At 41.4% G+C, this 12,530-nt stretch carries 16 protein-coding genes; all 16 read left to right on the top strand.

Annotation, left to right across the window (positions count from 1 at the left end; genetic code table 11):
• The first annotated feature begins 20 nt into the window (after window positions 1-20).
• Entirely contained in the window at window positions 21-371 is a 351-nt protein-coding gene (locus ACXAFK_RS14505) for a VanZ family protein (RefSeq protein WP_474958235.1), read from the top strand.
• A gap of 63 nt (window positions 372-434) precedes the next feature.
• A complete protein-coding gene (locus tag ACXAFK_RS14500; protein ID WP_369884945.1) occupies window positions 435-1,139 on the top strand; it encodes an energy transducer TonB in 705 nt (234 codons plus the stop codon).
• A gap of 158 nt (window positions 1,140-1,297) precedes the next feature.
• The gene (cyoE, locus tag ACXAFK_RS14495; protein WP_474958234.1) at window positions 1,298-2,200 is read left to right on the top strand and encodes a heme o synthase; all 903 of its coding nucleotides are present in this window, start codon (window positions 1,298-1,300) and stop codon (window positions 2,198-2,200) included.
• Window position 2,201: 1 nt separating this feature from the next.
• Window positions 2,202-2,783 (top strand): cytochrome c oxidase subunit 3, encoded by a 582-nt coding sequence (locus ACXAFK_RS14490; RefSeq protein ID WP_369884947.1) that lies wholly within the window; start codon window positions 2,202-2,204, stop codon window positions 2,781-2,783.
• 92 nt (window positions 2,784-2,875) lie between these two features.
• A complete protein-coding gene (locus ACXAFK_RS14485) occupies window positions 2,876-3,850 on the top strand; it encodes a cytochrome c oxidase subunit 3 (RefSeq protein ID WP_252078994.1) in 975 nt (324 codons plus the stop codon).
• Window positions 3,851-3,865: 15 nt separating this feature from the next.
• Entirely contained in the window at window positions 3,866-4,249 is a 384-nt protein-coding gene (locus ACXAFK_RS14480; RefSeq protein ID WP_474958233.1) for a cytochrome C oxidase subunit IV family protein, read from the top strand.
• A 78-nt stretch (window positions 4,250-4,327) separates the two neighbouring features.
• The gene (locus ACXAFK_RS14475) at window positions 4,328-4,960 is read left to right on the top strand and encodes a hypothetical protein (RefSeq protein ID WP_474958232.1); all 633 of its coding nucleotides are present in this window, start codon (window positions 4,328-4,330) and stop codon (window positions 4,958-4,960) included.
• Window positions 4,941-5,684 carry an SCO family protein gene (locus ACXAFK_RS14470; protein ID WP_474958231.1) on the top strand — a complete coding sequence of 248 codons (744 nt, stop codon included), beginning with the start codon at window positions 4,941-4,943 and terminating at the stop codon, window positions 5,682-5,684. Before ACXAFK_RS14475 ends, ACXAFK_RS14470 begins: the two co-directional genes overlap by 20 nt.
• Window positions 5,681-6,217 (top strand): DUF420 domain-containing protein, encoded by a 537-nt coding sequence (locus ACXAFK_RS14465; RefSeq protein ID WP_224835435.1) that lies wholly within the window; start codon window positions 5,681-5,683, stop codon window positions 6,215-6,217. Before ACXAFK_RS14470 ends, ACXAFK_RS14465 begins: the two co-directional genes overlap by 4 nt.
• Before the next feature lie 7 nt (window positions 6,218-6,224).
• Window positions 6,225-6,437 carry a hypothetical protein gene (locus ACXAFK_RS14460; RefSeq protein ID WP_224835434.1) on the top strand — a complete coding sequence of 71 codons (213 nt, stop codon included), beginning with the start codon at window positions 6,225-6,227 and terminating at the stop codon, window positions 6,435-6,437.
• Window positions 6,438-6,541: 104 nt separating this feature from the next.
• Complete coding sequence (locus tag ACXAFK_RS14455; RefSeq protein WP_224835433.1) at window positions 6,542-7,786, top strand: ABC transporter permease; 1,245 nt, start codon at window positions 6,542-6,544, stop codon at window positions 7,784-7,786.
• A gap of 14 nt (window positions 7,787-7,800) precedes the next feature.
• Window positions 7,801-9,057 (top strand): ABC transporter permease, encoded by a 1,257-nt coding sequence (locus ACXAFK_RS14450; RefSeq protein ID WP_474958230.1) that lies wholly within the window; start codon window positions 7,801-7,803, stop codon window positions 9,055-9,057.
• Window positions 9,058-9,092: 35 nt separating this feature from the next.
• The gene (locus ACXAFK_RS14445) at window positions 9,093-10,193 is read left to right on the top strand and encodes an efflux RND transporter periplasmic adaptor subunit (RefSeq protein WP_474958229.1); all 1,101 of its coding nucleotides are present in this window, start codon (window positions 9,093-9,095) and stop codon (window positions 10,191-10,193) included.
• Window positions 10,194-10,301: 108 nt separating this feature from the next.
• Window positions 10,302-11,003, top strand: a complete 702-nt coding sequence (locus ACXAFK_RS14440; protein WP_224835430.1) for an ABC transporter ATP-binding protein — start codon at window positions 10,302-10,304, stop codon at window positions 11,001-11,003.
• Entirely contained in the window at window positions 10,996-12,225 is a 1,230-nt protein-coding gene (locus ACXAFK_RS14435) for an ABC transporter permease (protein WP_224835429.1), read from the top strand. The genes ACXAFK_RS14440 and ACXAFK_RS14435 overlap by 8 nt, the downstream gene beginning before the upstream one ends.
• Window positions 12,226-12,284: 59 nt before the next feature.
• Window positions 12,285-12,530 (top strand): ABC transporter permease (locus ACXAFK_RS14430; RefSeq protein ID WP_474958228.1); only part of this gene is annotated, 246 nt, incomplete at its 3' end.

The following is a 12,530-nucleotide window of genomic DNA, read 5'->3' as shown; positions in this document are numbered from 1 at the left end:
GCTGGGCAATGTTTATTACAATGCTCAGCTTATTTTCTTTCTCGAATATGGAGTTGGATGCCGGACGCCTAAATGTTCCATATGCCGATAAAATCACCCATTTTATATTTTATATGGTCTTTGGTTTTGTGGGTTGTTTAAGTTTGCGGGAAAGAACCAAAGGAAGCTTTGGTATAAGCAGGACCATCAATATTGTTCTTGTAACTGCCATAGCTTATGGAATTTTAATGGAAGCCTTGCAATATGCCGTTACGACCGATCGTATGGCCGAATTTGGCGACGTTTTGGCAAATACACTGGGCGCATTTGCAGGTATAGGACTAATTCGGTGGGTTTTTTCTAAGAAAAACCCGTTAAAATGGAAATTTTAATTGTTTATTTAACCAATTAATAATTAAATTAGCAAACACTAAATTAAGAAAAGGAGAAAAAGGATGGAACCAAAAAAGAACCCGAAAGCGGACGTGGCAAGGAACAGCGCACTATACTTTGTTATAGGATTGGCAGCTGTTTTGGCTTTAGTCTACGGAGCCATGGAGTGGAAAAAATATGACAAGGCCAACAATTACGACATTTCTATGAATGTTGAAGATCAGTTGGACGAAGAAGTACCGATGACCGAGCAGATTAAAACTCCACCACCGCCACCGCCACCAGCTGCCCCCGAGGTAATCGAGGTTGTAGAGGATGAAGAAGAAGTGGAAGAGACCGTAATCGAATCTACCGAAACCAGTCAAGAAGAAGAGGTAGTGGAAATCGAAGAGGTTGAAGTAGAGGAAGTAGAAGAAGATATATCGGTTCCCTTTGCGGTGATTGAGGATGTACCTGTATTTCCAGGTTGTGAAGGAGCAAGCGATAAAAAAGCATGTTTTCAAGAAATGATGCAGAAGCATATTCGTAAAAACTTCCGTTACCCTGAAATTGCCCAAGAAATGGGTGTTCAAGGTAGGGTAAGTGTAATTTTCGTTATCCAAAAAGATGGAAGCATCGGAAATATTAGAATGCGTGGACCAGATAAGAATTTGGAGGCAGAAGCATTGCGAATCATTCAAAAACTACCTAAAATGACTCCTGGAAAGCAGAGAGGAAGACCCGTAAAGGTTCCTTTTAGTATTCCAATTACGTTTAAGCTTCAGTAAAAGCACATAAAATTCCTGTCGAGGCAGGAATGGAAAAAGCCCGAGTGAATTTTCATTCGGGCTTTTTTGATGCAATTGACCCAAAGAATCATAAAACTTTAGCTTTGGTTGCAAAAGATATGCACTGGCGTTATCTTTGCGAGCCAATATAGATGTGGATGAAATCTGCCGTAGGTTCCGTAAAAAATAATTCCCTTTCCTTACTATTTTCAGATTTTAAGGAGATTACCAAGGCCAAATTGGCTGTCAGTGTGGTTTTCTCCTCCATTGCTGGATACTTTTTGGGAGCCTATCAAATCAATTTGGTCTCCGTTTTGCTGCTCATGTTTGGTGGTTATTGCATGGTAGGTGCGTCTAATGCATACAATCAAATCATAGAAAAGGATTTGGATGCTTTGATGAAACGGACCAGGAACAGACCTATCCCGTCCGGGCGAATGTCGGTAAAAACAGCATTGATCATTGCTATTGTATTAACGGTTTTGGGTGTATTGTCCCTGTTTGCACTAAGTCCAAAAACAGCTATGTTCGGGGCAATTTCCATTTTTTTGTACACCAGTGTCTACACGCCGTTGAAAACCAAGTCACCACTATCGGTCTTTGTTGGCGCCTTTCCCGGAGCCATTCCCTTTATGTTGGGTTGGGTCGCGGCAACGGACGAATTTGGTATTGAACCCGGAACTTTGTTCATGATCCAGTTTTTTTGGCAATTTCCCCACTTTTGGGCATTGGGCTGGATGTTGGACGAGGATTACAAACAAGCAGGATTTAAAATGCTGCCCACCGGCCATAAAGATAAAGGTACTGCATTGCAGATAATACTGTACACCATTTGGATGATAGTGATATCGATCATACCTGTATTCGGTTTTACCGGAAGGTTGCAACTTTCAATTCCGGCAGCAGCCATTGTACTGTTGTCAGGGTTGGTCATGCTATTTTTTGCATTCAAACTCTACGAAAATAGGGATAACCCCTCAGCACGTAGATTGATGTTGGCCAGTGTAACCTATATTTCATTGATTCAAATTGTATACGTAATAGATAAGTTTATTAGCTAAGATGGATTTAACCCAAGGAACAGCAAAGGAAAAGAACAGGAGAGCAAAGAAAATGATGCTCTGGTTTGGTATAGTGAGTTTGATCATGGGATTTGCCGGTTGGACCAGTGCCTACATCGTGAGCAGCAAACGAGAAGATTGGGTGAGCGACCTGGATTTGCCCAGTGCCTTTTTTATAAGTACGGCTATTATTGTCTTGAGCAGTATTACCTATGTCTTGGCAAAAAAGGCTGTAGCCAAGAACAACCAAAAAAATGGAACCATTTTCTTGGTGTTGACTTTGGCCCTTGGAATAACTTTTATATCCCTTCAGTTTTATGGATTTTCCCAAATGCTGGAGAGTGGCTATTATTTTACAGGGCCCACTAGCAATATAAAAATGTCCTACGTATTTTTGTTGGCCGCTGTGCACATTGCACATGTTGTGGCCGGACTGATAACCCTTTTAGTGGTATTGGTTCAGCAGTTAAGAAAAAAATATGCCCCGGATAATATGTTGGGAATGGAATTGGGCGCTTCATTTTGGCATTTTTTGGATTTTATCTGGGTATATCTAATTCTATTTATGTATTTCGTAAAATAAATTTTGATTGGAGCAGTTTTCATTCAAGTTTATCTTTTTCAATACATCAAAAAATGTAAATTTGTGAAAGTTTTAATAAAACGACCTTTTATATGGATGCAACGGTAAGTACCGGTACAGAAGACAGCGTTTGGGGAGGTGGCAACAAACCACTCGGCGCTAGCTATGGAAAAATGATGATGTGGTTCTTTATCATGTCGGATGCCTTGACCTTTTCCGGGTTTTTGGTAGCCTACGGATTTTCAAGGTTTAAGTTCATAGAGTTATGGCCTATTGCAGATGAGGTGTTTACCCACGTGCCATTTTTTCATGGAAATTACCCCATGTATTATGTGGCCTTTATGACTTTTATTTTGATCATGTCTTCCGTGACCATGGTTTTGGCCGTGGACGCAGGTCATAAAATGAAACAAAAAAGCGTGATCCTTTACATGTTCCTTACCATTATAGGTGGTGCAATATTTGTTGGGTCACAAGCTTGGGAATGGGCAACCTTTATAAAAGGGGATTTTGGTGCTTTGGAAACCAATTCGGGCAGGATCCTTCAGTTTGTTGATGCCGAGACGGGGGAAAGGGCCGCTTTGGCAGATTTTGCCAAGACCTTGCCGGAAGAAAGAGTAAAACACGAACCAAGTGAAGGTATCTGGTTCCAAGGTGAAGGCTATAAAACTTCTTACTCCTTGAACGAGGTAGTGGAAGGGTTTAAGGCCACACCGAATATCCTGATCAGAACCGAACAATTGACCGAGGAAGGCGAAAAAACACTTTTGGATAGAAAGCAATCCCTTGCCAAAATACTAGAGGCCAACCAAGTGGTGGAAGGGGCCAATCTTGTACATAACGAATATGGTCACAGGTTGTTTGCCGATTTCTTTTTCTTTATTACAGGATTTCACGGATTCCACGTATTCTCCGGGGTCGTGATCAACATAATCATTTTCTTTAATGTAATCTTGGGTACCTATCAGCGAAGAGGACATTACGAAATGGTAGAAAAAGTTGGTCTTTACTGGCACTTTGTGGATTTGGTATGGGTATTCGTATTTACTTTCTTTTATTTGGTATAAAAACATTCAGCATACATGGCACACGAACATAAACTTGAGATATTTAGAGGACTTTTAAAATTTAAGTCGAATACCCAAAAAATTTGGGGAGTGCTTATCTTCCTAACAATAGTTACGACCATCGAGGTTGTATTGGGTATCATCAAACCAAGATCATTGACCCATAGCTTCTTTTTGGGCATGAAGTTGATCAACTGGATATTTATAATCCTAACCTTGGTAAAGGCCTATTACATTGCATGGGACTTTATGCACCTAAGGGACGAAAAAACATCGTTAAGAAGGGTTATTGTATGGACCCCCGTATTCTTGATCTGTTATTTGATTTTTATTCTGCTTTTCGAAGCGAATTATATATACAGTGTTTATAAAGACGGGTTCATTACTTGGAACTTCTAATACAACACCATTGTTTTTAACAATTTAAAAAGACGGTTTTCCAACCGTCTTTTTTTATTTTTGCAATGATGTAACACTATGAAGAAGAAAATTGTTTTAGCCGTTCTTTTTATACTCCCGGTCGTGGTCTATTTATTTTTTGCATCGGGAGTAAATAACTTTGGGCGTTTGCCTATACTCAGCGAAAATGTGTCCGATGTCACAGCATTCGATTCCTCTGTAAAATTAAAGGGCAAAATCACCATATTGGGATTTTTGGGCCATAATATCAGCGCTAAGCAAGGAAATGCATTTAACCTCAATCAAAAAATCTACAAAAGATTTGGGGAGTTTAACGACTTTCAGATGGTAATGGTGGTTCCCGAAGGAAACCAAGATCAAGTTGAAGCCTTAAAAGATGAATTGGGTAAACTTTCCGACATCGATAAATGGCATTTTGCCTATGGGACGGATGACGAGATTAAAACACTTTTCCAAACCTTGCAGAGCAATGTTACATTGGATGCCGACCTATTTACCCCCAACGTGTTTATAATAGATAAGGATTTAATGCTTCGGGGAAGGACCGACGATGAGGATGAAGGAATAAAATACGGTTTCGATACCTCGTCCGTAGCAGAATTGAACAATAAAATGGTGGACGATGTCAAGATTATTTTGGCAGAATACCGTTTGGCCTTAAAAAAGAACAATGCCGACAGGAGCAAATAAAAAAAAGAAGCATACCTATATTTGGGTATCTGCAATTATTCTGGTCTTTGGAATATTCGCCGTTTACGAAATTACCAAGCGGGTAAAAGGTGACACTATTGTGGAGAACGATCGCATGAGTGCCAGGCTCGGAAAGGCCGAAGTAGGGTTTATAGAGAACCAGGGCGAAAAACGGAAAGTGCCCGCATTTTCTTTTTATAATCAGGATAGCGTGTTGGTAACCAATAAGGACTTTTTGGGAAAAGTCTATGTAGTCGACTTCTTCTTTACCACTTGTCCCACAATTTGCCCTGTAATGACCAAGAATTTGGTGGCAATCCAGAATACTTTTTCCGAAAGTGGGGACTTTGGTATAGCATCTTTTACCATTAACCCAAGATACGATACACCTTCCGTGTTAACGGAATATGCCGAAAAATATGGAGTTACCGATGAAGATTGGCATTTAATGACGGGCGATCAGGAAAAAATCTATCAATTGGCGCAAGAGGGCTTTTATATCTTCGCCAATGAAGACGAAGCAGCGCCCGGAGGGTTCGAGCATTCCGGCATGTTCGCCTTGGTGGACAAAAATGGGTATATTAGATCGCGTAAGGACCAATTTGGCAATCCGTTGATTTACTATCGCGGTACCATTACCGAGAAACAAGGTGAAAATTCAGACGGGGAAACCCAACAGATCACCATACTAAAAGAGGACATAAAAACACTATTGAAAGAATGACCGAGGACTTTTCATTAAAAGAAAAACGTTACAATAGATTAATTACCATAGTATCAATTGCAATACCCTTGGTGGTAGCTTTGTTGTTCGGATATAAGATACCCAATGCAAAACCCTTATCTTTTTTGCCCCCGATTTATGCAAGTATAAATGGCCTAACGGCGATTTTGTTGATAGCTGCCATAATTGCCATAAAGAATGGACGCCAATTGATTCACCGCAGATTAATGATGATAAATATTGTACTGTCCGCCTTATTTTTGGTGATGTATGTGGCATATCATATGACATCGGAGACAACCATATTTGGAGGCGAGGGCCCAATCAAGTTTGTGTACTATTTTATTCTGATGACCCATATAGTTCTTTCTATATCGGTTATCCCATTGGTATTGATCACCTATTCAAAAGTGTATCTGGATGATTTTGAAAGCCACAGACAATGGGCAAAATATACATTTCCCATTTGGCTGTACGTGGCTATAACCGGTGTTTTGGTCTATGTTATGATTTCACCCTACTATCCTTATTAATATTTCCATGAAAACCAAACTACTTGTCTTACTCCTGGTTATGATCGTTTTTCCAACCGTTACAGAGGCGCAATGTGCTATGTGCAGGGCCGTAGTGGAAAGCGAATCGGATGGAAAAACGGCCGAAGCGATCAATAATGGTATTGTTTACCTTATGGCGGTTCCCTATATTTTGGTGGCAAGTCTCTTTTATTTTATCTATAGAAAAATGAGGAGTTGATCCCTCGTGCGCACGCTTTTTTTACTTGAAACTGTAACAATTGGCCTTTTTGATTGTCTTATTGATGTACCATAGGTAACTCATCAATCAAAAATAGCTGACCCATGTTCGACTTGGAAAGGTGGCAAGAGATATTTGACACCATACGAAAGAACAAACTTCGCACATTTTTAACCGGACTTTCCGTAGCCTCCGGTATTTTTATTTTGGTAATATTATTGGGTTTTGGCCAAGGTATGAGGAACGGTATCGAACACGAGTTCAAAGAGGATGCCTCTACCAGTGTTTGGGTGTGGCCCGGTGTTACCTCCAAAGAGTACAAGGGTCTAAATCCCGGAAGACGAATTCAACTTGTTAATGAAAATTATACACGGGCGAGCGCCATGTTCAAGGATGAGCTGGAGTATGGGTCCTCACGAATTTTTGTGCGCGGGGTAAGTGTCAACTACGGTAAAGAAGCATTGATCTATGGTGTCCAGGGAGTGGCGTCGGATTTTCAGTTTATAGAAAATGCGGATATGGTAGAAGGGCGGTTCATTAATTACCAAGACGAAGTTTCCAACGGCAAAGTAGCCATCATCGGCAAAAAAATCAAAACAGATGTTTTTGGAGCGGTAGATACCCCAATAGGTGAGTTTATCGATATCTCCGGTATACCTTTTAAAGTGATCGGGGTGTACAGGGAAATGGAAGATCGAGAAGAAGAACGTATCTATATCCCCATAACAACAGCTCAAAGAACTTTTAATGGAGGCAATCGGGTAAACAACATGGCATTTACCTTGCCCGCTGTCGAGAATTTTGATGAGGCAGTGGCCCAAGCGATTGATTTCAAAAACGGACTTAGTGCCTATCTGCAACAATCCCATACCATTGCTCCGGACGATACTGGCGCCTTAGAGGTATGGAGTGCTATGGAAGAGGCCAAACGATATTATGGGCTTACCAATAATATTAAACTGTTCTTTTGGTTTGTGGGCGTATGTACCATAATCGCAGGAGTAGTCGGTGTAAGCAATATCATGATGATTGTTGTAAAAGAGCGAACCCGGGAAATTGGAATTAGAAAAGCATTGGGGGCCAAACCATGGTCCATAATCGCTATGATCTTGCACGAAGCCATATTTGTAACCGCAATTTCAGGATTTGGAGGGCTTATTTTTAGTATGGCACTATTGGAAATAGTTGGACCAAATATAGAAGTGGATTACATTTTGAATCCATCCGTAAACTTCAACGTGGCCTTTTCCACAGTGATCGTACTGATAGTCGCCGGTACTTTGGCTGGGTTTATTCCGGCCTACAGAGCAGCAAAAGTTAAAGTAATCGAATCTCTTAGAGATGAATAATACACATTGCCAAAATGTTCAATAAAGATAGATGGCGGGAAATTATCGAGGTGCTCACCACTAATGTGTGGCGCACCATATTCACGGCATTTGGTGTATGTTGGGGCATATTTATCCTTATAGTGCTGTTGGCTGCGGGCAAAGGCCTGGAAAATGGCATAAAACAGGATTTTGGGAACATTGCCACGAACACCATGTTTATGTGGACACGTGCCACGACCAAAGGTTATGAAGGACTCCCAAAAGGTCGAAGATTTGAATTTAAAATTGATGATGTTCAGGCCATTCGGGACAATGTTCCCGACCTTAGGTTTATTTCTCCCAGAAACCAATTGGGCGGTTTTGGGGGCAACAATAATGTGGTCCGAGGAATCCGAACAGGAGCCTATAATGTTTATGGCGATTATCCAGAAATCATCAATCAAGACCCAATGGCCGTAACCTCCGGACGCTTTTTAAATTACAACGACATCAACGAAAAAAGAAAGGTGGCCATTATAGGGCAGGGTGTAAAAAACGATCTGTATGATAAAGATGAAGATGCGATTGGTACCTATATTAAAATACAAGGGGTCAATTTTATGGTGATAGGCACTTATAAAAAAAATAATAGTGGAGGGGGCGAAGAAGGCCAAAAAGAAATATTTGTACCCTTTACCTCCTTTTCCCAAGCATTTAATCGTGGAGAGAATGTGGGTTGGATGGCCATTACGGCAAACGATGGTAGTTCCATTTCTCAACTTAAGGACAAAATTGTAGCTGAGATGAAGAAACGCCATAAAGTACACCCCGAAGATACCCGTGCTGTGGGCTATTTTGATTTGTACGAGCAATATAATCGTGTGGAGAGCTTGTTCGGAGCATTAAAGGCTGTTGCCTACATCGTCGGAATTATGGTGTTGTTGTCCGGAATAATCGGGGTGAGCAATATTATGCTGATCGTGGTCAAAGAACGCACCAAGGAAATTGGGATACGCAGGGCTTTGGGCGAACAGCCATGGTCCATAAAAAAGCAAATTTTGATGGAATCCATATTTCTGACCCTTATTTCGGGAATGGTAGGAATAATTTTTGGTTCACTGGTCATTTTTGGAATCAATTCCCTGTTGGATAATGTAGGTCCCGTGGATATGTTTATGAGTCCCAGCGTAAGTGTGGGCGTGGTAAGCGGAGCGTTGACCATATTAATGGTCTCAGGGCTTTTGGCAGGTTTCATTCCAGCTCAGAGTGCCATACGGGTAAGGCCCATAGAAGCCTTGCGAACGGAATAAAAAGTTAAAAGAATCAATCAATAACATAAATTAAAATGAAAAAATCGGTAACCATTGTCATCTTGTTGCTCATCGTAATTGTATTCGGTGGCTCCATGTATTACCTATACCAGAAAAATGCCGAGGACCCGGTAGTATATCAGACAGAAACCCCTTCCACACAGACCATTGTAAAAAAAGCAGTGGCCACTGGCAGCATTCTTCCTTTGGAAGAAGTGTTGATCAAACCGAATATTTCCGGAGTAATAGAGGAAATATATGTTGAGGGCGGCGATTATGTAAAATCCGGAGATCTTTTGGCCAAAATTAAGGTAGTACCCAATCTCTCTGCCTTGAACGATGCCCGAAACGGAATAGATGAAGCCAAGATCAATCTGGATGATCAAAAACGAAATTACGAGCGTCAGTCCACCTTATTTGGCAAAGGCGTAATTTCTAAAACAGATCTCGAAAGAGCACAGGTTTCCTACGATCAGGCCAAACAAGCCTATGCGGCTGCCAATAAAAGGTTCGATATAGTTAAAACAGGAACCACGAGCGGTCTAAGCAGTTCGGCAAATACCATGATCCGGGCCACGGTAAGCGGAATGGTCCTGGAGGTTCCCGTAGAGGTCGGTAATCAAGTGATCGAAAGCAATACCTTTAACGAGGGGACCACAATCGCAGCAATCGCCGATGTGGATAAAATGATATTTGAAGGAAAAGTGGACGAATCCGAAGTCGGGAAAATTAAAGAGAACCTACCATTGGAAATCACTGTGGGAGCAATAGAGAACAAGGTTTTTGATGCTGTTTTGGATTATATTGCCCCTAAGGGCAAGGAGGAAAATGGTGCAATTCAGTTTGAGATCAAAGGAACCCTTAAAAAAAATGACACAGTATTTATAAGGGCCGGCCTAAGTGCCAACGCTTCCATTATTTTGGCCAAGGCCGATAGTGTATTGGCGCTAAAAGAAGCCTTGGTACAGTTTGATGGAGACACTAAAAAACCATTTGTGGAGGTAGAAACCGCCGACCAACAATTTGAAAGGAAGGATGTGGAACTTGGTGTGAGCGATGGCATTTTTGTAGAGGTTAAGTCAGGGGTAACAGCTGCCGATAAGGTAAAAGTTTGGAACGCATTGGCAGAAGAATAAAGGGCATGGACGGGCTAAATCAAAAAAAAGTAAAAAATCCTGTAACAATTTAACAACATTTCTGTCTTACATACAGAGGTAAAAGTAAGATAGCTAACATCACCAATCATGATAGAAATCAAAGATCTTCATAAATCCTATAAAATGGGGAGCAACTCCCTTCATGTTTTAAAAGGGATAAACTTTAAAGTAGAAGAAGGGGAGCTAGTGGCCATTATGGGGTCTTCAGGATCTGGAAAATCAACTTTGTTGAACATTTTAGGAATGTTGGACGGTGCTGATTCCGGTGAGTATACCTTGGATGGTGTGCCGATCAAAAACCTGAGCGAGACCAAAGCGGCGCAATACCGGAACAAATTTTTAGGATTTATCTTTCAGTCGTTCAACTTGATCAATTATAAAAGTGCCGTAGAGAATGTAGCTCTTCCACTATACTACCAAAAAGTTCCGAGAAAAGAACGTCAGGAAAAGGCCATGAAATATTTGGAACGAGTAGGTCTAAAGCCATGGGCGGGACACTTGCCCAGCGAACTTTCCGGTGGACAAAAACAAAGAGTGGCCATTGCACGTGCCATGGCTGCCGAACCAAAGGTACTATTGGCAGATGAGCCGACCGGAGCCTTGGACAGTAAAACTTCTTATGAGGTAATGGATCTTATCCAAAAGATCAACGATGATGGAAATACCATTCTGGTCGTTACCCACGAGGAGGATATTGCACATATGTGCAAACGTATTGTACACCTTAAAGATGGTGTTATTGTAGAGGACAAGAAAATAGAACAAGTAAGAGCGGAGCAATATGTTTGATCGCGATATTTGGCAGGAAATATTCAATACGCTAAAAACCAATAAGCTTAGAACCTTTTTAACCGGTTTTTCGGTAGGGTGGGCCATATTTATCTTGGTTATGCTCTTGGCTTCGGTTAACGGTATGCAGAATGGGTTTGTGGGCCAGTTCAATGATGATGCCACCAACTCAATATTTGTGCGCCCCGGAACAACTTCTAAAGCATACGGCGGGTTCGAGGCCGGAAGACGTATCCAGTTAAAAAATGACGACCTGGAATACATAAAGCAAAGCTTTCCAAAGGACATAGAATACATCAGTGCAAGATATTTTTCCAATACCACGGCAAGATATAAAAGCGAAACAGGCTCATATTCGGTGCAGGCTACCCACCCGGATCACCAAGCCATAGAAAAAACCGTAATTGTTGCCGGTAGATACATTAATGAGGCAGACGTGGTCAATAAGGCCAAGGTTGCCGTAATCGGACGAAAAGTTGCCGAAGACCTTTTTGATAAAGAAGATCCATTGGGAAAGTTTGTGGAATTCAACGGTTTGCCGTTTCGGGTAATCGGAATTTTTACTGATGATGGTGACGATAATGCCGAAAGGAGAATCTATGCCCCGGTGAGTACATATCAACGGATCTATGGAAATACGAACCATATTAACATGATCGCCCTTACCTATAATCCAACATACGATTTGTCCAAAGCACTCGAGTTTTCAGGTAGGCTAGAGGATTTAATGAAGCGACGGCATAAAATAGATCCAGAGGACCAAGCAGGTCTATATGTTTGGAACTATGCCCAAGCTTTTGATGATATCAGCAGTTTTACCGCAGTTTTAAAAGGGATCGGTATTGGGGTCGGATTTTTAATTTTGATCGCAGGTATCGTAGGTATCGGTAATATTATGGTGTTTACCATCAAAGAACGAACCAAAGAGATAGGTGTGCGCAAAGCCCTTGGGGCAAGGCCACGTCAAATTGTGAACTTGGTGTTGTTGGAGTCCGTTTTTATCACCGCAATTTCCGGCTTTGTAGGGCTGTTGTTCGCTTGGATGATTTTGGCAGCCTTGGGCCCCATGATAGAAACACCGGCCTTTAGTAATCCATCCGTAGAGCTTTCTACCGTGGTTACCGCCACCATTATTTTGATAATCGCAGGAGTATTGGCAGGTTTGCTGCCCGCCATGAAAGCTGCAAATGTTAAACCCATTGTTGCACTAAGTGATAAATAGTTATGTGGTTATTTGATAGGGACTTGTGGATAGAAATTTTTCATACACTGAGCAAAAATATGTTCAGGACCTTCCTCACCATGCTCGGCGTAATTTTCGCGATGATCATCTTGGTGCTATTGTTGGGGTCGGCCAATGGTATGAGCAATGGTTTCAATAAATTGTTTGCCGGAACAGCATCGAACAGCTTGTTCGTTTGGGGCCAATCGACCTCCGAACCCTATAAGGGTTTTGAGCGTGGCCGTAGAATCCGATATAAGATCGAAGATGCCGATATCCTTAAAAAACAAATACCGGAAATAGAG

This window comes from Flagellimonas sp. ABD4_174 (assembly GCF_056160185.1).
Note: the sequence above shows the minus strand (reverse complement) of the source record. Positions and strands in the feature narration are given on the sequence as shown.